The sequence below is a fragment of the Streptomyces sp. BRA346 genome, assembly GCF_052851135.1.
Genome location: NZ_JAIWIH010000009.1, coordinates 159,658 through 181,155, shown reverse-complemented (window position 1 = coordinate 181,155; position 21,498 = coordinate 159,658). Strand labels below are relative to the sequence as shown.

Annotated in this window: 16 protein-coding genes; 5 read left to right on the top strand and 11 right to left on the bottom strand. The window is 69.8% G+C overall.

Annotation, left to right across the window (positions count from 1 at the left end):
- A partial coding sequence (locus tag LCH29_RS15010; RefSeq protein WP_446462220.1) for an alpha/beta fold hydrolase occupies nucleotides 1–2,649 on the top strand: 2,649 nt, incomplete at its 5' end.
- Between the two features lie 146 nt (nucleotides 2,650–2,795).
- Here the strand turns inward: LCH29_RS15010 and LCH29_RS15005 are convergent.
- The 5 genes from LCH29_RS15005 to ccrA all read right to left on the bottom strand — a co-directional run bounded on the left by LCH29_RS15005 (nucleotide 2,796) and on the right by ccrA (nucleotide 8,371).
- A complete protein-coding gene (locus tag LCH29_RS15005) occupies nucleotides 2,796–3,635 on the bottom strand; it encodes a phytanoyl-CoA dioxygenase family protein (RefSeq protein WP_446462219.1) in 840 nt (279 codons plus the stop codon).
- Between the two features lie 68 nt (nucleotides 3,636–3,703).
- A complete protein-coding gene (locus LCH29_RS15000; protein ID WP_446462218.1) occupies nucleotides 3,704–4,876 on the bottom strand; it encodes a cytochrome P450 in 1,173 nt (390 codons plus the stop codon).
- Between the two features lie 48 nt (nucleotides 4,877–4,924).
- Nucleotides 4,925–6,106: a cytochrome P450 gene (locus LCH29_RS14995; protein ID WP_446462217.1), complete on the bottom strand. Its 1,182-nt coding sequence runs from the start codon at nucleotides 6,104–6,106 to the stop codon at nucleotides 4,925–4,927.
- Nucleotides 6,107–6,116: 10 nt separating this feature from the next.
- Complete coding sequence (locus LCH29_RS14990) at nucleotides 6,117–6,905, bottom strand: thioesterase II family protein (protein WP_446462216.1); 789 nt, start codon at nucleotides 6,903–6,905, stop codon at nucleotides 6,117–6,119.
- Between the two features lie 122 nt (nucleotides 6,906–7,027).
- Entirely contained in the window at nucleotides 7,028–8,371 is a 1,344-nt protein-coding gene (gene ccrA / locus LCH29_RS14985; protein ID WP_446462215.1) for a crotonyl-CoA carboxylase/reductase, read from the bottom strand.
- A gap of 979 nt (nucleotides 8,372–9,350) precedes the next feature.
- On the opposite strand from ccrA, the gene LCH29_RS14980 reads away from it, so the two are divergent.
- The 3 genes from LCH29_RS14980 to LCH29_RS14970 all read left to right on the top strand — a co-directional run bounded on the left by LCH29_RS14980 (nucleotide 9,351) and on the right by LCH29_RS14970 (nucleotide 15,177).
- Nucleotides 9,351–10,745 carry a prolyl oligopeptidase family serine peptidase gene (locus tag LCH29_RS14980; RefSeq protein WP_446462214.1) on the top strand — a complete coding sequence of 465 codons (1,395 nt, stop codon included), beginning with the start codon at nucleotides 9,351–9,353 and terminating at the stop codon, nucleotides 10,743–10,745.
- 281 nt (nucleotides 10,746–11,026) lie between these two features.
- Nucleotides 11,027–13,441, top strand: a complete 2,415-nt coding sequence (locus LCH29_RS14975) for a beta-glucosidase H (RefSeq protein WP_446462213.1) — start codon at nucleotides 11,027–11,029, stop codon at nucleotides 13,439–13,441.
- Between the two features lie 131 nt (nucleotides 13,442–13,572).
- Nucleotides 13,573–15,177, top strand: coding sequence for a carboxylesterase/lipase family protein (locus tag LCH29_RS14970; RefSeq protein WP_446462212.1), 1,605 nt, complete (start codon nucleotides 13,573–13,575; stop codon nucleotides 15,175–15,177).
- 551 nt (nucleotides 15,178–15,728) lie between these two features.
- On the opposite strand, the gene LCH29_RS14965 is transcribed toward LCH29_RS14970, so the two are convergent.
- Nucleotides 15,729–15,974: a hypothetical protein gene (locus tag LCH29_RS14965; protein WP_446462211.1), complete on the bottom strand. Its 246-nt coding sequence runs from the start codon at nucleotides 15,972–15,974 to the stop codon at nucleotides 15,729–15,731.
- Nucleotides 15,975–15,995: 21 nt separating this feature from the next.
- On the bottom strand, nucleotides 15,996–16,652 hold the full coding sequence (locus tag LCH29_RS14960; protein WP_446462210.1) for a TetR/AcrR family transcriptional regulator: 657 nt from the start codon (nucleotides 16,650–16,652) through the stop codon (nucleotides 15,996–15,998).
- Nucleotides 16,653–16,882: 230 nt separating this feature from the next.
- On the opposite strand from LCH29_RS14960, the gene LCH29_RS14955 reads away from it, so the two are divergent.
- Nucleotides 16,883–17,923, top strand: coding sequence for an LLM class F420-dependent oxidoreductase (locus LCH29_RS14955; protein ID WP_446462229.1), 1,041 nt, complete (start codon nucleotides 16,883–16,885; stop codon nucleotides 17,921–17,923).
- Between the two features lie 87 nt (nucleotides 17,924–18,010).
- Here the strand turns inward: LCH29_RS14955 and LCH29_RS14950 are convergent, their stop codons facing one another.
- The 4 genes from LCH29_RS14950 to LCH29_RS14935 are packed head-to-tail and all read right to left on the bottom strand — an operon-like array spanning nucleotide 18,011 to nucleotide 21,490.
- The gene (locus LCH29_RS14950) at nucleotides 18,011–18,775 is read right to left on the bottom strand and encodes a 2-keto-4-pentenoate hydratase (RefSeq protein ID WP_446462209.1); all 765 of its coding nucleotides are present in this window, start codon (nucleotides 18,773–18,775) and stop codon (nucleotides 18,011–18,013) included.
- Entirely contained in the window at nucleotides 18,772–19,560 is a 789-nt protein-coding gene (locus tag LCH29_RS14945) for a 2-keto-4-pentenoate hydratase (RefSeq protein ID WP_009719465.1), read from the bottom strand. Before LCH29_RS14945 ends, LCH29_RS14950 begins: the two co-directional genes overlap by 4 nt.
- Nucleotides 19,557–20,588 carry a 4-hydroxy-2-oxovalerate aldolase gene (gene dmpG, locus LCH29_RS14940; RefSeq protein WP_446462208.1) on the bottom strand — a complete coding sequence of 344 codons (1,032 nt, stop codon included), beginning with the start codon at nucleotides 20,586–20,588 and terminating at the stop codon, nucleotides 19,557–19,559. Before dmpG ends, LCH29_RS14945 begins: the two co-directional genes overlap by 4 nt.
- Nucleotides 20,585–21,490, bottom strand: a complete 906-nt coding sequence (locus LCH29_RS14935; protein WP_446462207.1) for an acetaldehyde dehydrogenase (acetylating) — start codon at nucleotides 21,488–21,490, stop codon at nucleotides 20,585–20,587. Before LCH29_RS14935 ends, dmpG begins: the two co-directional genes overlap by 4 nt.
- Between the last annotated feature and the right edge of the window lie 8 nt (nucleotides 21,491–21,498).

Genomic DNA, 21,498 nt, shown 5'->3' with positions numbered 1-21,498 from the left:
CGCGCACAGGCCGGCCGCCTCGCATCCTTCCTCGACGAGCGGGGACCGCAGGATCGGTCCCCGGTCGACGTGGGCTTCTCGCTGGCGACGACCCGCGCGCTGCTCGACCATCGCGCGGTGGTGCTGGGGGCCGACGACGCGGCGCTCCGTACGGGCGTGACCGCTCTGGCCGGCGGCGAAGCCTCCGTGGTGTCGGGCGTCGTATCCGAGGGCCGCACGGCGTGGATGTTCACCGGGCAGGGCAGCCAGCGCGTCGGCATGGGCCGCGAACTCTACGACCGGTTCCCGGTGTTCGCCCGGACCCTGGACGAGGTGTGCGCCCACCTGGACGCGGAACTCGACGGCGCCGCCGGATTCGACATCACCGTCCGTCAGGCGCTGTTCGCCCCGGACGGCTCGGACGAGGCGGCGCTGCTGGACCGGACCGGGTATGCCCAGACGGCGTTGTTCGCGGTGCAGACCGCCCTCGTGGAACTGCTGCGCTCCTGTGGCATGAGCCCGGATGTCGTGCTCGGGCACTCCATCGGCGAGCTGGTGGCGGCCCATACCGTCGGCGTCTTCGACCTCGTCGACGCCTCCCGACTGGTCGCGGCGCGCGCCCGGTTGATGCAGGCACTGCCCACCGGTGGTGCGATGGCCCCGATCGAGGCCGGTGAGGACGAGGTGGTGCGCATCCTCGACGAGGCCGCCAAGGCGGCACCCGAGGCCGGGCGAGCCGCGATCGCGGCAGTGAACGGCCCCTCGGCGGTGGTGATCTCCGGGGATGAGGACGCCGTCGAGCGGGCGATGGCGGTGGCGCGCGCGGAGGACCGCCGGGTGTCCCGGCTGCGGGTCAGCCACGCCTTCCACTCACCGCTGATGCGGCCGATGCTGGCGGACTTCGCCCGTATCGCCGAAAGTGTCACCTACCGGCAGCCGGTGCTCCCAGCGGTCAGCACCGTCACCGGGGGCCCGGTGGGGGAGCGGGACTGGGCGACGGGAGACTACTGGGTGCGACAGATCCGCCGTCCGGTCCGTTTCCACGACGCGGTGCGGACCGCGACCGGTGAGCTGGGCGCCACCCGCCTGCTGGAGGTCGGCCCCGATCCGGTGCTCACCTCCCTCGTACCGTCCGATGTGGAGACCGCGGTCTCGGTCCTGCGCCGGGACCGCGGCGAGATCGAGAGCCTGCTGACCGCCGCCGCCGAGATGTTCGTACGCGGCACGGACGTGGACTGGGCCGCGCTCTTCGCCGGGACCGGCGCCCAGCGGATCGAGCTGCCGACGTATGCCTTCCGGCGCCGCCGCTTCTGGCTGGCGGACCGGGCGGCCGAGCCGGGGACGACACCGCTCCTCTCGCGGTGGGGCGCGGGCGACCATGAGCGGAGTTCGGCCCTTCCGAGGGCGGAGCGCGTCGAGGACCACCGCGAACTGGCCGCCCGTCTCCGGGGCATGACGGCCGAGGAACAGGACCGGACACTGCTCGGTCTGATCACCTCGCAGATCGCGTCCGTTCTCGGCCACACCGACGCGACGGAGGTGGAAACCGGCCGCAGGTTCCTCGAAATGGGCTTCACCTCCCTGTCGATCACCGACCTGCGCACCAGGCTCAGCCGGGCGACCGGACTGGCCCTGACCGCGGAGGCGCTGTTCGAGCACGCGACGCCGCGCGCGCTCGCCACCCATCTGCTGGCCGGACTGCCCGGACTGGCCGGGTCGGCAGGCCCGGCGGCCACGGCAGGCCCGGCGGCCACGGCCGGGCCGGAACGAGCGGACGGCATGGCGGCCGGGCCGGAACGAGCGGACGGCATGGCGGCCGGGCCGGAACGAGTGGACGGCACGGCGCGGGGCGGCACCGTCACCCACCTCTTTCGGCACGCGTTCGACCAGGAGCAGCACGAGCGCGGGCTGGACCTGCTCGACCTCGCGGCAGGAACGCGCCCCAGCTTCCAGGTCCATGACACCGGAGGCGAGGGACCGACGGGCGCCGAACCGGTGCGGCTGTCGGACGGCTCGGAGGCCGAGCCCCTGCTGTGCGTCCCGTCGCTGGTGGCCCCGGCGAGCCCGTACCAGTTCGCCCGGTTCGCCCAAGCCCTGCGCGGCACCCGCGACGTCTGGGTCCTGCCCACACCCGGCTGTGGCCCGGGCGAGGCGCTTCCGGCCGATCTCGACGCCACCGCCGCCCGGCAGGCGGACGCGGTGCTGCGCGCATTCGGGGACAAACCGCTCACACTCGTCGCCTACTCCTCGGGGGGCTGGCTCGCCCACACCCTCGCCGCGCGACTGGAGGCGGCTGGAACACCGCCGCGCGCGCTGGTCCTGCTGGACACTCCCGCGGGCGCCGGCGACGACCTCGCACTGGGCATGGCGGCCACCACGCACCGGCTGATGCGGCGATTCCCCCAGATCCCGGTGGACGATGACCAGCTCACCGCGATGGCGCACTACGCGCGGCTGTTCAGCGGCTGGCGGCCGCGTCCGATCGAAACCCCGACGCTCTTCGTACAGGCTGCCGAGTTCGTGCCCGAGCTGCTCCTCGAGGCCACGCGGCCGTCCTGGCCGCTTGACCACCAGGTGCTCGAAGTGACCGGAAACCACTTCACGTTGCTTGAGGCGGACGCGGAGACGACCGCACAGCGGGTGCACGAATGGCTGAACGAGCGAGGATGAAGCGCGGCGGCGGCACGGCCCGGTGACCAACGCCGAAGGCCACCGTTCGGGAGGATAATCCCTCACGGTGGCCTTCGGTATCCGGTCGTCGGCCTCTGGGACGGCGCCCGGGATCCCTGACGCGGTCGGTCAGGCGCGCGGTGCGCTCAGGACTCGGCGCGGAGCAGGGGGTTCGGGTCCGCGTGCTCGTACCAGCCGATGAACGGCGGGCACAGGCCCCAGCCGAGCAGGCGCTGCAACTCTTCCGGGTACTCCCGGACGATCTCCTTCGGCACGGCCAGGAACTGGTTCTCCTCCTGGCGGAGGTTGCCGCGCACCAGGGCCATGGTGAGACCCGTCCGCGGAGCCTCGGAGAGGTTCGGTCCGCCGCCGTGGAACAGCCCACCCACCCAGATCAGGCAGGAGCCGGGCTCCATCTCCGCCTGCACCGCCTCCTCCGGCCGCGGGCCGCGTTCCGCTTCCCAGGCGTGGCTGCCCGGGTACACCATCGTGGCGCCGTTCTCGTCGGTGAACTCGTCCATCGCCAGCATGATCTGCACGCGGTTGGTCGGCCCGGGGGAGGGCAGCATATGCGCGATGTCGTCGCGGTGCGCGGGCTGCGGTGTCTCCCCGGGCCAGATCTGGATCACCTGCGTGATGCTGACCTGTACGTTCGGCGCGATCTCGGTCCGCTGCGGACCGAACCAGCTGGGTACGGGCCGCTCGATGAGGTCGCGGGCGGCGCCGAGGAACAGCGGGTTCAGCGCCACCTCCGCCATATGCCGGGAACGTGCGAACAGCGAGCACAGCCGCTTGGTCCGCTGTCCGGCGAACGAGCTGTCCCCGTACCCGGTCTTCTCCAGGGCGGGACCCAGGTCGTCCCAGAGCCCCCCGAGGGTGGTCTTGTCGATCAGGTCTTCCACGATCACACCGCCGTCGCGGTCGAGGGCCGCGGAGACTTCGGCCACCGTGGACGAGGCGGGGAGCCGGGCGAGACGTATGGCCATGGGAATTCCAGGCTCCTTGTTCATCGGAGGAGGGTTCACGGACAGAGGGAGGGCGGGGACAGAGGGCGCTACCAGCGGACCGGCAGCGAATCCAGGCCGAACAGCACGCCGTTGTTCCTGAACGACAACTCCTCGACGGGCCGGGCCAGCTCCAGCGTCGGGATCCGTTCGAACAGCGTCCGGTAGGCGAGCTCCATCTCGGTGCGCACCAGATGCGCCCCGAGACACAGATGGCGGCCGAAGCCGAACGCGATGTGGTGCTGCTCCGAGCGGCCGGGGTCGAACTGGTGCGGGCAGGAGAACACGGAACCGTCGTGATTGGCCGCGGCGACCAGCGGGGCGATGCCCTCACCGGCCTTGATGAGCTGCCCGGCGACCTCCACGTCCTCCAGGGCAACGCGCAGCGGCACCAGGTCGGCGACGGAGTAGTAGCGCAACAGCTCCTCGACCACCCGGTCGTCGCCGATCCACTGACGGTTCGACAGCAGCGTGCTCGCGCCGAGCGCGATGTTGTTCGCCGTCGTTTCCTGGCCGGCGATGACCAGCAGCATCGCCGCGCCGCCGATCTCCATCGGGGTCATCGTCTCCGACTTGATCATCACGCTGATCAGGTCGTCGCCGGGGCGCCGCTTCCTGATGGCGATCATCCTGCTGAAGTAGCGCAGGATCTGTTTGGACGCCTCGTCGCGCTCCTCGTCGGTGGCGCTCAGCGTGACCAGGACACGGATACGCGACTCGAAGAAGCCACGGTCCGCCTGCGGTACCCCGAGCAGGGCGCAGATCACCAGAGAGGGAATCGGCACCGCGAAGTCGGAGGCCAGGTCCGCGGGACTGCCCTTCGCCAGCAGCGCCTCGACACAGTCGTCGACGACCTCCTGGATCCGCGGCCGCAGCTCCCTGATGCGCCGGACACTGAACTCCGGGATCAGGACCTTGCGGTACCGGTCGTGCTCGGGCGGGTCCAGCGCCGCGAACCAGCCGGGCACCTGGTCCTGCGCGGGCGGCCCGCCGGTCCGGCCGGGGCTGGGGAAGCCCTCGTGTCCGGGGTTGGAGCTGATCTTCGGGTTGGTGAGCACCGCGCGGACGTCCTCGTACCGCGTCACCAGCCAGACCCGGGCACCGGTGGGCATGGTGGACCAGACCAGCCCCTCGCGCTCGCGGAAGTCCTCGTACTGCGGGGGCGGGAGGGGGTCACCGGGTCGTCTCAGCGGGAAGTCGACGAGTTTCGCGGCGTCCGACATGTCAGCAGTTCCCATTTCTCTCCGCTTTCGCAATCCGGTCCGGCCCGGCTACCAGGTCACCGGCAGTTCGGCGAGTCCGCCGACCAACTCGCCGCCCCGCGTTCGTAGTTCGTCCAACGGGACCGCGGGTCGCAGACCGGGCAGCCTCGAGAACAGGGTCGTGAACGCGGTGCTCAGCTCCACTCGGGCCAGAGGCGCGCCGACGCAGTGCCAGATCCCGTGGCCGAAGGTCAGGTGCTGGTTCGGCGAGCGGGTGATGTCGAACAGCTCCGGCTCGCCGAACGCCTGCTCGTCGAAGTTCGCCAGCGCGAAGTCGAGCAGTACCAGCTCCCCGGCGCGAATGGTCACACCGGCGATCTCGAGGTCCTCGCTCGCGTACCGCGGCAAGGTCGCCCCGGCTCGCTTGGCGGACCGCAGCACCTCCTCGACCGTGCCGGTCAGCAGGGCCGGATCCCGGAGCACCGCGTCGCGCTGCTCCGGGTGGGCGGACAGCAGCACCACCCCGAGATCGATGTGGGTCGCGACACTCTCCAGCCCGGCGAACAACAGGACCGCGGCCAGCGAACCGACATGGTCGTCCGGGAGGCCCGCCGCGCACATCCGGGAGATCACATCGTCGCCCGGCTCCGCCCGCTTGCGCGCAGATACCCCGGCGAGTAGGTCGAACAGGGCTTTCGGCCCGGTGACCGTGGACTGCTCGGTGTCGATCTGGCCCATACCGGCCAGCAGCGCCGCGCACCGCTCCCGGCCCTCGTCCGGCACCCCGATCAGCTCGCACAGGATCCGCAGGGAGAACGGCGACGAGAAGTACGCGTGCAGGTCGACAGGCCGTTCCCGCGCTGCGAAGTCCTCCACCAGGTCACTCGCCACCTCCTCGATGCGCGGGCGCAGAGCGCGGATGCGCTTCGCCGAGAAGTTCGGTGTGAACAGGGCGCGTGTCCGGGCGTGCGCCTCGCGCGCAACCTGCGGGTCGTCGGCGACGAGCAGGTCGAGCAGGGAGTTCTTGACATACCTCGGGGCGGTTTCCGGGCTCGGGTGGGAGCGGCCCAGCCGCTCGTCGTGGAGCAGCTTCTTCACCTCGGCATGCCGGGTGACCAGCCAGGCTTCGTCACCCGCCGGCGTTCGGACCCGGCAGACCGGAGCGCTCGCCCGCAGCTCCCGCAGCGGGCTCGGGTCCAGCACGGGCCGCGCCTCGGTGGTCAGGGCGGGCAGCTCTCGGGATGTCGGCACAGACCTCTCCTCAACGTCCTGCCGGAGCGCTCTGTCCCGCCGAACGGGCCGCTTCGAGCTCTCTGGCGATCTCGTTGTTCACCTCGGCCTGATGGTCGGCGAGGAAGAAGTGGCCCCCGGGGAACACCTTGACCTGGAACCAGCCCTCGGTGTGCGGCCGCCAGGCGATCGCCTCTTCCAGCGTCGTCTTCGGATCCGCGTCGCCGGTCAGGACGGTGATGGGACAGCGGACTTTCCGGCCCGGCTCGCAGGTGTACGTCTCGATCGCCCGGTAGTCGCCGCGAATCGCGGGCAGCGCCATCCTCAGCAGCTCGTCATCGCCGAACACCGCCGAGTCGGTGCCGTTGAGCAGCCTGAGCTCGGAGATGATGCCGTTGGCGTCGCGCTTGTGTACCTGCTCGTCCCGGCGGGTCGAGGGGGCGCGCCGCCCGGAGGCGATCAACGAGTGGGGCGGTTTGACCCCTTGCTGTTCGAGCCGGAAGGCGGTCTCGAAGGCCAGCACGGCACCCATGCTGTGCCCGAAGAAGACCGTGGGCTTGTCGCTGAGGGCCTGGATCTCCTCGACGAGCAGGTCGGCGAGCACGCCGATGTCCTCGACGCACGGCTCACGGCGCCTGTCCTGACGGCCGGGGTACTGGAGGGCCACCACGTCGGCGTCGGGCGAGAATCGTGCTGACACCGGGTGGAAGAAGCTCGCCGAACCGCCCGCGTGAGGGAAGCAGATGAGCCGCACCGTACTGCCACCCGATGGGTGATACCGGCGGATCCAGGCCGTTGTGGCGTCGTCCTTCGTATCCAAGTCTCGTCGGTCCCTTCCGATCCAGATCGCGCTGTCGCGCTGTCTTCAGTGGAGTCCGAACCGCACCCGCAAATCCTTAGTCTTGGCCGGCCTCGGTACGGGCGGCGGGAAGGCAGGGGACGCTACTCGGCGGCTTCGCGGAACCGGTTGATGAACGGCAGGTGACGGGCGCGGGCCTGAGTGTCCTGGACGCCGAGGCCTTCGGCCGGTGCGAGGCACAGTACGCCGACCTTGCCGCTGTGCCGGTTCTGCTGGACCCGCCGCACCGCCGCCGGGGTCTGGGCCAGCGGGAACACGGTGGAGAGGGTGGGGTGGATCTTTCCCTTGGCGATGAGGCGGTTGGCCTCCCAGGCCTCGCGGTAGTTGGCGAAATGGGAGCCGATGATGCGCTTCAGCTGCATCCACAGGTAGCGGTTGTCGTACTCGTGGGTGTAGCCGGAGGTCGAGGCGCAGGTGACGATCGTGCCGCCCTTGCGGGTGACGTACACCGACGCGCCGAAGGTCTCCCGCCCGGGGTGCTCGAAGACGATGTCGACGTCCTCGCCGCCGGTCAGCTCGCGGATCCCCTTTCCGAAGCGCTTCCACTCCTTGGGATTCGGAGTCCGCTCGTCCGACCAGAACCGGAAGTCCTCCGCGCTGCGGTCGATGACGGCCTCGGCGCCCATGGACCGGCAGAGCTCCGCCTTGGCGTCCGAGGACACCACACAGACCGGGTTGGCGCCGCCGTGCAACGCGAACTGGGTCGCGTACGAGCCGAGTCCGCCGCTCGCCCCCCAGATCAGCACGTTGTCACCCTGCTTCATCCCGGCACCGTTCCGGGACACCAACTGCCGATACGCGGTGGAGTTCACCAGCCCCGAGCAGGCCGCTTCCTCCCACGTCAGATGGGCCGGCTTGGGCATGAGCTGGTTGGACTTGACGAGGGCGATCTCGGCGAGGCCGCCGAAGTTGGTCTCGAAGCCCCAGATGCGCTGCTCGGGGTCGAGCATCGTGTCGTTGTGCCCGTCGGAGCTCTCCAACTCCACCGACAGACAGTGCGCCACCACCCGGTCCCCGGGCTTCCAGCGCCGCACCCCGGGCCCGGTGCGCAGCACGACCCCGGACAGATCGGATCCGACGACGTGATACGGCAGGTCGTGCCGGGCACCCTCCGGCCCGGCCTTGGCGTAGCGCTCCAGGAAGGCGAAGGTCGGCAGTGGTTCGAAGATGGCGCTCCACACCGTGTTGTAATTGATCGCGCTCGCCATGACCGCGATCAGCACCTCACCGGCGCAGGGCGACGGCGTCGGAACCTCGCTGATGTGCAGCGATTTCTCCGGATCCTTGTCCGAGGAAGCGATCCCCTCGAACATCCCGGCCTCCTCCTTCAGCGTGAGCGCTCCCCGATAGGAATCGGGAACGGGGAGCGCGGCGAAGTCTTCGGAGGCAGCGTCATCGGAGAGAACGGCGCTGATGATTTCTTTCACGAGATTCCGGTCCTCGGGTCGGGCTGAAAGGAAGGCGTTCGACTAATCCCGAGTCATGCACAGTGTGCACAGTTCCTTCCACGCACGCCGCGTCAACGATCACTGAGACGGGCCCGTGCAAGGTAGCGTCTCAATTCCCCGGAAATCACTAGCCTCGAAGTTTGGCGCTGGCTCGGTGGAACTCGTTGATGAGGCCTGCGACGGCTTGTCGGCGTTTGATCCGGGGTGCAGGCAGGGGGACGACGTTCGGATTGTCGTTGGGTGCGAGTTGGTGGCCACGGTGATGTCCTCACTGGCGAACACGGCGTCGAGGGTGGCGGTGAACTTCGCGTCCCGGTCGCGGATGATGTGAGTTCGGCGGCCCGATCGCGGGTTGCCACAGAACCTGCCGGGGTGGCGAGCATGCGGCTGGCCCGGGCTTTGAGGAACGCCGCCCACTCACCGCGCGCCGGCTGGCTACGCGGCGCGGGACGGAGACCGGCGGCACGCAGCACACGCCGGACGGTGGCGGAGCTGACCTTGTGCCCGAGGCGGCGCAGATCGCCGTGCACGTGTCGGAAGTCCCATCGGGAATTTCGGTACCGAGCCGGATGATCAGGTTGCGGATCTACTCCGGCAGGGGCGGTCGCCCAGTAGACGGCGGCTACTCGGCCCCCGTCGCGCTGCGTCCCGAACCCCGCTCAGGTCGCCCGACTGCTTGCCGCAGTCGAGGTCGAGGCCCGGGCGACGGCCGTGTACGCCGCCAGTTGACGCAAGGTGGTCCACGGCCCACGAGTACAGGGCGCACCTCTTTGAATTGATGCGCTTATCGCATGAACAGATCTCGGTTCGATGCTGGACACGGATCCGTTGGTGCTTCGACACTCTCGCGTAACACCTCGGTCTGTCCCCCAGCCCCGCCCACCGCCGCCGAGGGCCGTCCGCCGGGACCACACAGAGGCGCCTGGTCCGGGTGCCCCACCGACTGAGACGAGGACCCATGAGAGGGATCACCAGACGCACGGTGCTCACCGTCGCGACAGGTGCGGTCACGGTGCCGGCCGTGAGCACGGCGACCGCCGCGGCCGCCGACACCACGACAGCGACATCCGAAGGACGACAGGCGGCCTCCCGACCCAATCCGGTCCTGCGAGCGGACCTCGTCACGCGGGTGACGCCGAGGAACAATTGGCTGGTGACAGCCGTCGCTGTCCAGTACTCGCATCGCATCGACTTACGCGGCGGGGTGATCCCGCCCACCGCCTTCCAGGTGAAGGCCACGGTGGGCAAGCAGACAGCGGCTCGCACGGTGACCCGGGTCTACCCCAACACCGTCGCCGAAGTGGACGACCGATCCGATCCCGGACGGCCGGGGGACCGCCTGATCGTCGAACTCGACCCGAACGACTCCAACGCGCGGGCCGCCGGCACCGATCCCCTTCCGCTCGACCGCGCATACTCCGTCAGACAGGTCGCAGACGTGCGCACCCCGGGGGGTGAACTGGTGCTCAGGGCTGGTCCGTTCGCGAGCCGGAACAACGAGATCCTCACTCCCGTGGTCGACGACTTCGCCGCCGGTTCCTTCACCGACTCCTCGGGCTTCGAACTGGACTTCCGGCTGTACCTGCCCGAGGGATTCGTACGCAATCCTCAGACGCGCACGCGGTACCCGCTCGTCCTCACCCTGCACGGCGGTGGCGAAGTCGCGGACAACAACATGACGCAGCTCACGTCCAACCGGATCGCGGTGACGTTCGCCAAGCCGGAACGACAGCGCCGCAACCCCGCGTTCGTCCTCGCTCCGCAGATCCCCCTGCCCCGTCCCATGGACGGACCCGACGGCACGGACTGGACCGACGCCAAGGTCCAGGCCGCGCTGATCGAACTCATTGACACCTTCGTGAGCGAGCACTCCCGCAACGTGGACACGGACCGGCTCTACGTCGTCGGCCTGTCCTCAGGCGGGCGTGGCATCTACAGCCTGCTGGCGAAGCGACCCGAGGTGTTCGCGGCTGCCCTGCCCACGGCGGGCTGGGGCGACCCGGCCGCCATGGAGAGGATCACGCACATTCCGATGTGGGCCGACCACTCCGTCGACGACCCGGTCGTCCCCTACCGGGAGGGCCGGTTCGGCAACCCCGGTACCTGGACACTGATGAACGCGCTCGAGGCCGCCGGTGCACCGGTCAGCCGCGGAGAGTGGGCCAACGATCTGCCGAAGGCGCAATTCGAGGCCCGGTCGCGGGAGCTCCTACGGCGGGCCCGGGCAGCGCGCAGTCACGTCCTGTTCACGAGTTACACGTCCGGAACGACACCGGTGAACCCACACTTCGCATGGGCCCAGACGTACGAGAACGACGTGGTCATCGACTGGCTCTTCGAACAGTCCCGGTAGCCGGCCGCACGCGGCGGTCACCCGGTCCACCACCGTGGCGGACACGACCCAGTCCGACCTCACGGCCCCGGCACGTCCGGCAGCGTCGGCGCAGTCTCAGCCCCGGCGAGAAATGTTGCTTGCTGTCGTCTCCAGTCAGCCCGATTCGCCCATCTCAATTCCGTCCATTCCGTCCATCAGAGCCTGAATTGTTCAGACTCAAATCGTCGAGTGCTTTCGGTTGGTGAGGAGTCCGCATGGAGTTCAATCGGACATCGGTACGACGTCGCAGGAAAAGCCGGTTGCGCCGCACGGCCCTGATCGCGGGAGCGAGCGCGATGCTCCTTGCCGCGGGCACGGCCGTGGCCCCTGGCGCCTCGGGCGTGGGCGCGGGTGACGCTCGGGGCACCGTCAGCGTGTCTCCCCGCGTCGCTGCCCTCATCGCCCGGATGTCGCTGGACGAGAAGTTGTCCTTCGTCCATGGAGGCACCGACCCCCGTGCCCTCGGCCAGGCCGGATACATCCCCGGGGTTCCCCGCCTCGGCATCCCCGAACTGCGGCTCACCGACGGTCCGGCGGGCGTACGGGTCAACGCGCACGCCACCGCGATGCCGGCGCCGGTCGCGCTCGCCTCGTCCTTCGACGACCGACTGGCCCGTTCGTTCGGCCAGGTCATCGGACGCGACGGCCGTGCGCTCGGCCAGGACGTCCTCCTCTCACCGATGACGAACATCATCCGGGTGCCGTACGCGGGGCGGAACTTCGAGACCTTCAGCGAGGACCCGCTGCTCAGCTCCCGCATGGTGTCCGGCGAGATCAGGGGCGTTCAGAGCCAGGGCCTGATGGCCACCGTCAAGCACTACGCGGAGAACAACCAGGAAGACAACCGCATGGGGGTGAACGTCAACGTCGACGAGCAGACCCTGCGTCAGATCGAGCTGCCCGCCTTCGAGGCCGCCGTCAAGGCCGGCGCCGGTGCGGTGATGTGCTCGTACAACTCGGTGAACGGCAGTCACGGCTGCGGCAGCGACGAACTGCTCAACTCGATCCTCAAAGAGCAGTGGGGCTTCCAAGGCTGGGTCATGTCGGACTGGAGCGCGGCCCATGCGACGACCGACATCGTGAACGGCCTCGACCAGGAGATGCCGAGCGGCGTCTTTCTGGGCGACAAACTGAAGACCGCGATAACGAACGGCACCATTCCGGTCTCGGAGCTCAACGACTCGGTCGCCCGCATCCTGGGCCAGATGGACACATTCGGTCTCCTCGACGGCACCGCGGGCCGGCGGCCCGCACGCGACCCGAAGGGCGGCGCCAAGGTCGCGCAGAAGGTGGCCGAGTCCGGCTCGGTCCTGCTGAAGAACACCGGCAAGGCGCTTCCGCTGACCGGCGAGGACACCAACATCGGACTCATCGGCCCGACCGCGAAGACACCGAAGGTCACCGGCGGCGGGAGCTCCCACGTCGTACCGGACTCCGCGGCCTCGCCGCTGGCCACCATCACGCAGCGGGCCGGCCGGAATGCCACGGTGCGCTACGCGGCCGGCGTCGACAACACCGGTGCCCCCGTTCCCGCGACGTCCCTCAGCCCCGCCCTGCCGGTCGGCTCGGACGGCACGATCACCGTCACCCCGGCCGCCCCCTTGGACTACAGCGGCACCCTCACGGTGCCGGCCGACGGCGACTACTCCTTCGTCTACGACCTTCCCGCCGCGTACGGCGCGCTGAAGATCGACGGCAAGAGCGTCATCACCGGCTTCCTGGGCTCCAGCAGCGCCACGGTGCACCTCACGGCGGGAACGCACCGTTTCGCGGCCAACGCCCAAGCCATCCAGGGCGCACCGGCCAAGATCCGGCTGAACTGGGTCACCCCGCAGGCCGCGAAGGCCGCCCGGGAGCAGGCCGTGGCCCTGGCCCGCCAGGTGAAGACCCCCATCGTCTTCGCCTACGACGACGGTACCGAGGGCGTCGACCGGAAGAACCTCTCCCTGCCGGCCGACCAGAACGGGCTCATCTCCGCCGTCGCCGACGCCAACCCGAACACGATCGTCGTCCTCAACACGGGATCGTCGATCACCATGCCGTGGCTACCCAAGGTCAAGGCGGTGCTCGACACGTACTACCCCGGGGAAAACGGGGCCGAGGCCACCGCCCGCCTGCTCTACGGCGACGTGAACCCGTCGGGCAAGACCACCCAGACGTTCCCCGCGAGCGAGTCCGCCACACCGGTCGCCGGCGACCCGCTCAGGTACCCGGGAGTGAACAACCAGGAGAACTACTCCGAGGGCATCTACGTGGGCTACCGCTGGTACGACAAGGAGAAGGCCGCCCCGCTGTTCCCCTTCGGCCATGGCCTGTCGTACACCTCCTTCGCCTACCGCGACCTCGCGGTTCGGCAGAGTCACGGCGCGTTGACCGTCTCGTTCACGCTGAAGAACACCGGCACCCGCGACGGTGACGAGGTCGCCCAGGTCTACGTCGGCGCGAGCCCGAAGACCACCGCGCCCCAGGCGGTGCGCTCGCTCGGCGGCTACCAGAAGGTGCATCTGCGCGCCGGTCAGTCGAAGACCGTACGCATCCAGGTCGACGCACAGCAGCTGAAGTACTGGAACGCCTCCTCCCACGCCTGGGAGCTCGGCACCGGGCACCGGGAGGTGTGGGTCGGCTCCTCGTCGCGGACGCTCCCCCTGCACGGCGGCGTCAAGGTCACCCGCTGACCGCCCGGCTCGCGACATCGGCCGGGTGACGAGCGGCGCCCGATGCCGGGCCGGCCCCGGCCCGGCTCCTTCCCCCCCCAGGGTGCCGGCCGCACCATGCGGCCGGCACCCGGCCAGAGAGGTCCCCATCCATGACTGCCAGCAGAATCCGTACTGCCCTGGGCGGCGCGTTGGTCATGTCCCTCGCCGTCGTCGGGCTGCTGCCCGCGACGGCGTCCGCGACGGCGCCGACCGCGGTGGCCACCGACAAGGGCGCCGTGCGCGGCGCCACCTCGAAGGGCGTCGAGAGGTTCCTCGGCATCCCCTACGCGGCGGCGCCCACCGGCTCCCTGCGCTGGAAGCCGCCGCGGCCCGCGGCGCGGTGGACCGGCGTCCGGGAGGCGGCCGACTTCGGCAATCCCTGCCCCGTCCTGCCCAGTGGCAACGGACCACGCAGCGAGACCGAGGACTGCCTCGACATCAACGTGTGGCGGCCGTCGGGCGTGCGGGCCGGCGCCCGTCTTCCGGTGCACGTCTTCATCCACGGCGGTGGCCTGACCAACGGCAGCGGCTCGCAGAACGACGAGTCGAAGCTCGTCAAGGAGACGGGTGTCATCGGCGTCTCGCTCAACTACCGACTCGGCGCCTTCGGCTTCCTCGGCCTGCCCGCCCTCACCGAGGAGGGCGGCGAGTCCGGCAACTACGGGTTCATGGACCAGCAGGCCGCTCTGCGCTGGGTGCAGCGCAACATAGCCGCCTTCGGCGGTAACCCCGGTGCGGTCACCATCGACGGCGAGTCCGCGGGCGGCTGGTCCGTCTGCGGTCACCTCGTGTCGCCCGGCTCGCGCGGGCTGTTCGCCCGCGCCATGATCCAGAGCGGCTCCTGTCGCAGCGGGCCGCAGGCCCGGGCAGAGGCCGCCGGGACGGCGTTCGCCCGGCAGGCGGGCTGCGACGGCACGGCTCAGGCGGCCGTCCTCGGCTGTCTGCGGTCGGCTTCGGCGGCTACGCTCCTCGACGCGAGCCGGACCTTCTCGGCCGGCTTCGTGGACGGAACTCCGACGTTCCCGACCGGACTACGCGAGGCGCTGGACCGCGGAAGATTCACCCGCGTGCCCGTGGTCGTCGGCGCCAACCGTGACGAGGGCCGCACCTTCGCCTCGGGCTACATAGGCGCGGGCAAGGAGGCCTACCTCGCCTACGTCCAGAACCTCGCCGGAGCCCGCGCCGACGAGGTCCTCGCCCGCTATCCCTGGCCCGATACGTCCGACCGGTACACCGCGGCGTACCTCATCGGCGGGATCATGACCGACTCGGGGAGTGTCGCGGGGATCGGCGGGTGCGGGCTCCGCTCGCTCGCCCGGACCCTTGAGCGGTACACCCCCACCTATGCGTACGAGTTCGACCACCGGACCGGCCCTGGCCTGACGCAGATCCCCGGCTACGTCTGGGGGGCCGGCCACGCCGCGGAACTCGCCTACATCTGGCCCAGCTTCAACAACGGCACACCCATCGCCCCGCTGTTCAACGCCGACGAGCGCCGACTCGCCCGCGAGATGACGCGGTACTGGGGCGCCTTCACGAAGACCGGCCGGCCGTCCGTCGCCCAGCAGACGGTCTGGCCCGGCTATCACAGGGGCAAGGGTCTGATGTTGTCGCTGCGGGCGGGGGGCAGGAGTGCCCTGATCGACGACGACCGGTACTCGACGGAACACCAGTGCGCGTTCTGGGACACGATGCCGGGCACACAGCACTCCTGAGGAGGCCGGGGACTGGATTCGGAGCATCAGCCACCGCGCCAGTCCCCGACCCTGCTCACCCCCACTGTCAACTCTGCGATCGGCGTAGGACAAACCGACGCTCGTCAGGCGCGGACTCCCTTCACCGGCCGCGCCGGGCGAGCTGGGTCGCCTTCCACGACGCCTGTGCCGCTCGGGAATACGATTCGGTGCTGTGAGCACGGCGACGTCGTCAGCTCAGGCAGCCTGGCGGTACTCGTCGATCAGTCCGCCGAGGACGGGCCGTCGTTCGCGCCAGGAGTTGCCGGTGCCAGGCCAGCAGTGTCGTGGGGGTGACTGCGAATACGGCCCCACCGCAACTGGACCTACGAGCCCCAGACGACGCCCCGGACATCATCCCCCTACCTGCTGGCACCATCAGGCGCCGCCACGTACTCGGTGGACTGCTCAACGGGTACCACACCACGCCACTCCGATTGACTCACCATCGACAGAGAACGCCCAGCTCAGCAGCCTGATCGAAATTGACACCCTTCAGGTACGAACCAGCACTGGCGCAGCCAACCAGGGCATCAGCGATGGGCGGGGGCCACGGCGCCCTGTGCGCGCAGCGCGCTGATCTCGTCCTCGCGGATGCCGAGTTCGATGAGGACGGATTCGGTGTGCTGCCCGAGCGCGGGGATGGCGCCCATCGGCGGGTCGTAGCCGGAGATGACCGGGGGCGGGAGCAGGGCGGGTACGGGACCGTGAGGTGTGTCGATCCGTCGCCACCGGTCGCGGGCGGTCAGATGCGGGTGGGCTATGACGTCGCTCGGCACCGCGACGAAAAGCGGGACGACCTACCGAGCCGGCGCCTCGTCGTGCCCGACCAGTGCGAACGCCAGACGTACGTACCGGTCGCACAGCTCGGTCGTCCCCAGATCGCCGGATGGGTCGTACCACTGGGCGACGGCGTTGCACATCGCCATGACCGCCCGGCGGGCGTCGTCCGGGTGCGGGGTCCGGAAGACTCCGCCGGCCATGCCGTCGTCGATGGCCTTCTGGAAGAGTCCCGAGACGGCGTGCCGCCTCTCGATGATGGGATTGCGGTACTCGGGTTCGAGGTAACGGAGTTCCTGGAGGGTCAGCAGGCTCTCGACCCGCCGCCGGACCCGGTAGTCGACCGTCACCCTGACCAGGGCGGCCAGCCGCGCGGCGGGGTCGTCACCAGCCCGGGCCAGTTCCTTCTCGCAGTGACGGAAGTAGTCGTCGAGCGAGTCCTCGATCAGGGCGTGGAAGAGCTCTGCCTTGCCCGAGTAGTAGTAATACAGGGCGGACAGGCTCATGTCGGCCCGCTTGGCGATGTCACGGATGGAGGCGCCGAAGTAGCCGCGCTCCGCGAAGACGTCCCGTGCGGCGTCCATGATGGCGCTCCGGCCGTTTCCCCGGGGGCCGGGGGGCCCGCTGTCCGCCGCCTTGACGGTCTTGCCCGAGGCTTTGCCGCTCGTCGCATCCATGGTCCCAGCCTTGCAGAACGAACGAACGATCGGCAAAGTCCGCCATGCCGTCCGGAGCCGGGTCCGGTGCACCGCCACCGCCGGCTGCCGGGCGCGGTCCCCGGTGTCGTCCGGCCGACGGAACCCTACCCCTTCGCCAGGTCCGGTTCCGCCCGGAGGCGAGCGGCGCTACGGTGACTAAACGAGCGTTCGATAAAATCGGAGGCGATCTGAGGGTGAGAGCCATGCGCATGCGTATCGGCATGACACTGGGTTACGGCGACGACTTCATCGAGTCCGTCCGTGCGATGCCGGACTTCGAGGCGGCAGGTGTCGAGGTCGCCTTCGTGCCGGAGGCCTATTCGTTCGACGCCGTCAGCAAGTTGGGATATCTGGCAGCCCGGACCGAACGCCTGGAGATCGCCTCCGGGATCCTCCCGGTCTTCACCCGTACGCCGTCACTCCTGGCGATGACCGCCGCCGGGCTGGACCACCTCTCGGGCGGCCGGTTCACGCTGGGGCTCGGAGCGTCGGGACCACAGGTGATCGAGGGGTTCCACGGGGTGCCGTATGACGCGCCGCTCGGCCGCACACGCGAGGTGGTGGAGATCTGCCGCCGGGTGTGGCGGCGGGAAGAAGTGGTACATCCAGGCCCGAAGTACCCGCTGCCACTTCCTGCCGGGCGGGGCACCGGGCTCGGTAAACCCCTGAAGATCATCGATCGGCCGGTCCGCTCCCGCATTCCCATCGTCCTGGCCGCGATCGGACCGAAGAACGTCGAGCTGACCGCCGAACTCGCCGAGGGCTGGCTGCCGGTGTTCTTCCATCCCGGGAAAGCGGCCGACGTGTGGGGAGCGGCCCTGGCCGCGGGGCAGGCCCGGCGTGATCCGGCACTGGGTTCGCTCGACATCACGGTGACCGCTCCTTTGGCCATCGGCGACGACGTGGCACACCTGCTGGACCGCGCTCGGCCCCAGCTGGCCCTCTACATCGGCGGGATGGGAGCCAGGAACAAGAACTTCTACGCTCAGCTTGCCGGCCGGTACGGATACGAGCGGGAAGCGGCACTCGTCCAGGACCTGTATCTGGCAGGAAAGAAGAAGGAAGCCGAGGCCGCCGTCCCCGAAGACCTGTTGAGGGCCATCTCCCTCGTGGGAACGAAGGAAGAGGTCGCCGGACAGCTCGATGCGTTCGCTGCCGCCGGAGTGACGACACTGTGCGTGAGGCCGCTGGCCGACACCCACGCGGAACGTCTCCACGCCGTCGAACGACTGCGCGCCATGCTGGACTGATGTATACAGCCTCAGCGAGGACGACCACCTGCCGCCTGCCGACGTCGTGCTTTCCGAATACTTCATCCGTGCGGGTCATGCGGCAGGTCACCGGCAGCCCAGCTCTACTGAGCCGAGGCGATCGATGGTCGCGGTGACGACATCCCCGGGCCTGACCGGGACGGCAGCGGTGAGTCCGCCGGAGAGCACGATCTGCCCGGCGGCCAGGCCTTCGTCCTCGGCGGCGAGCTGCCGGACGAGCCAGGCGACCGCGGCTGCCGGGTGGCCCAGCGACGCCGCTCCGGAGGCGGTCGCGACCACCTCACCGTTCTTCTCCAGGAGGACACCCACCAGGCGCAGGTCGATCCCGGACGTCGTGACCGGCACCCCGACGACGAACCGGCTCGCCGAGGTGTTGTCCGCGACAACGTCGGCCATGGTGAAGTCGTAGTCCTTGAATCGGGAGTCGAGGACCTCGATACCGACGGCGACCCCCGACGACGCTGCGACGACATCGGCTGCGGTGACGTGCGGGCCTTCGAGGTCCCGACCCAGAGTGAACACGATCTCCGGCTCGCAGCGCGGCTGGATGAGCGCCGAGGTGTCCAGTGGCTCGCCGAGGTCCACAGCCCCCGCGGTCGGCAGGAAGCCGTAGATCGGGCTGTCCACTCCGACCTGGGCTTGCTTGGCACGTGAGGTGACGCCGAGCTTCCAGCCGGCGATCTGTCCGGTCGCGGACCGTAGCTCGCGCTGCACCCGATAGCCGGTGGGGATGTCGAGTTCGGGGAACTCGTCGGTCAGCTTGGCGATGGCGGTACGATCCGCAACGGCCTTGCTCAGCCGGGCGGCCAACTCGCTTACGTTCACGCTCATGCGATCCTCACTGTCACCGGGCCCAGCCGGTCGAACTCGGCCCGGAACACGTCGCCCGGGTTCATGGGAAGGGCCGCGTGCAGCGCGCCCGTCAGAATCAGGTGCCCAGGCTCCAGGGCAACTCCGTGCTCGCCCAGGGTGTTCGCCAGCCACGCGACGACGGCGACCGGGTCTCCCAGCGCGGCGGCGCCGGCGCCGGTGTCGACCAATTCGCCGTTGCGGGTCAGAACCATCCCGACCAGCCGGGGATCCCAGCCGTTGGGACCATCGTCGAGAGGCACGATGCGGCTCGAGGTGGCCATGGCGCCGTTCGACGCCAGGTCGGCGACGGTGTCGGCGAGTTTGATCCGCCAGTCCGCGATCCTGGAGTCGATGATCTCCATCCCGGCCACGGCACCCGCGATGGCGGCCCGGGCCTGGGTGACGGTGACACCCGGGCCCTCGAGCCGGTCGCCCAGAACGAAGACGATCTCGGCCTCGACCTTGGGCGCCACGAACGCGTCGAGCGGGACCGCGTCCCCGTCGCGGTAGGCGGTGGAGGCCAGAACCGGTCCGTAATCGGGAGTGTCGATGCCGAGCGCCTTCTGCATCGGGGCAGCGGTGAGCCCGACTTTGTGCCCCACGACCCGATCGCCGTCGGCGAGCAGGAGTTGCACGAGCTCCTGCTGGACGGCGTAGCCGTCGTCCATGCCGAGACCGGGTTCGGCGTCGGTGAACGGCGGGATCGCGGTACGCGTGCGCCGGGCCTCGTAGAGAGCGTGGGCCTTGGCCGTCGTATCCGTCATGTGGTCTGCTCCTCGGCCAGCCCGATGGCGATGTCGATGATCATGTCCTCCTGGCCGCCGACGTAGCCGCGCTCGCCGCAGCGGCGCAAGATGGCGTGCGCGGGGACCTTGTACCGCTCGGCTGCGCGCTCGGCGTGCAGCAGGAAGCTTGAGTAGACCCCTGCCCAGCCCTGCACGATCGCGTTGCGGTCCATCTTCGGCCACCGGCTCAGGTACGGCCGGACGACCTCTTCGGCAGCGTCGAGCAGCAGCCCGGCGTCGAGCCCGGTCGCGACGCCGAGCCGGTCGAACACCGCCCCGAGCACCTCGGTGGGGGAGTTCCCCGCGCCGGCACCGAGCGCGCACAGTGAGCCGTCGATGTAGCGGACGCCGGCCTCGTGCGCGATCACGGAGTTCGCGACGCCCAAACTCATGTTCTGGTGACCGTGGTAACCGACCCAGGCCTCGTCACCGACCTCGGCGACCAGGGCCTCGAAGCGAGCGCGCGCGTCGTCCATGAGCAGAGCGCCGGCGGAGTCGGTGACGTACGGTGCCTGGCAGCCGGCGTCGACCATGATCCGGGCCTGCTTCGCCAGATTCTCCGGGTCGGTCTTGTGGGCCATCATCAGGAATCCGGCGGTCTCCATGCCCAGCTCCCGGGCTACGGCGAAATGCTGCGGGGAGACGTCGGCCTCGGTGCAGTGGGTGGCCACGCGGACCATCTCGGCGCCGGCGTCGTGGGCACGTTTGAGGTCGTCGACCGTGCCGATGCCGGGGACCAGCAGGACGGCGATCTTCGCCCGGCGGGCCTCCTCGTGGGCGGCGTTGATCAGGCTCATCTCGTCGGTGCCGGAGAAGCCGTAGTTGAATGAGGAGCCGCCGACGCTGTCGCCGTGGCTGACCTCGATCCACTCCACCCCGGCGGCGTCCAGCGCGCGGACCGTGTCGCGGACTTGGGTTTCGGTGAAGCGGTGCGCCACGGCGTGGCTGCCGTCGCGCAAAGTGGTGTCGATGATGCGGACGTCGTCGCGCAGCACGGGGCGGGTCATGCGGAGGCCTCCAGCTTGGCACGGGCCATCAGCTCGCCGATCCGGGCAGCCGCGGCGGTCATGATGTCGAGGTTCCCGGCGAAGGGCGGCAGGTAGTCGCCATTGCCCTTCACCTCGAGGAACACCGCGACCCGGGCGTGCCCACCCCAGGCCTCGGTCGGCTCGTCGAACTGGGGCTCGGCGCGCAGCGTGTAGCCGGGCACGTATTCCTGTACCGCGGCGACCATCTCGTGGATCGAGGCGGTGATCGCTGCTCGGTCGGCGTCGTCACCGATCATGCAGAACACGGTGTCCCGCATGATCATCGGCGGCTCGACCGGGTTGAGGATGATGATCGCCTTGCCGCGGGTCGCGCCACCGACCTCGGCCACGGCCTGCCCGGTGGTGTGCGTGAACTCGTCGATGTTGGCGCGGGTGCCCGCCCCCGCCGAGCGGGAGGCGATGGATGCGACGATCTCCGCATAGGACACCGGTGTGATCCGGGAGACGGCGTGCACGATCGGGATCGTGGCCTGGCCGCCGCAGGTGATCATCGAGACGTTGGGCGACGCGATGTGGTCGGCGCCGTTGACGGCCGGCGAGACCATGGGGCCCAGGTGCGCCGGGGTGAGGTCGACAGCCTGGATGCCCGCTTCCGCGTAGCGCGGGGCGCTGGCGGCGTGGGCCTTGGCCGAGGTTGCCTCGAACACGATCTGCGGGAGCGGGTCCTGCCGGAGCAGCCAGTCCACCCCCTCCGCGCTGGCCTCGATGCCGCGGGCGCGGGCGCGGGCCAGGCCGTCGGACTCGACGATGCCCACGACATACCGGACGTCGATCACCGGGCTGTGGGCGAGCTTCGCCAGCAGGTCGGTACCTATGTTCCCGGGGCCGACGATGGCCGCCGGGATCTTCTGCTGTCCCATGGTGGGAC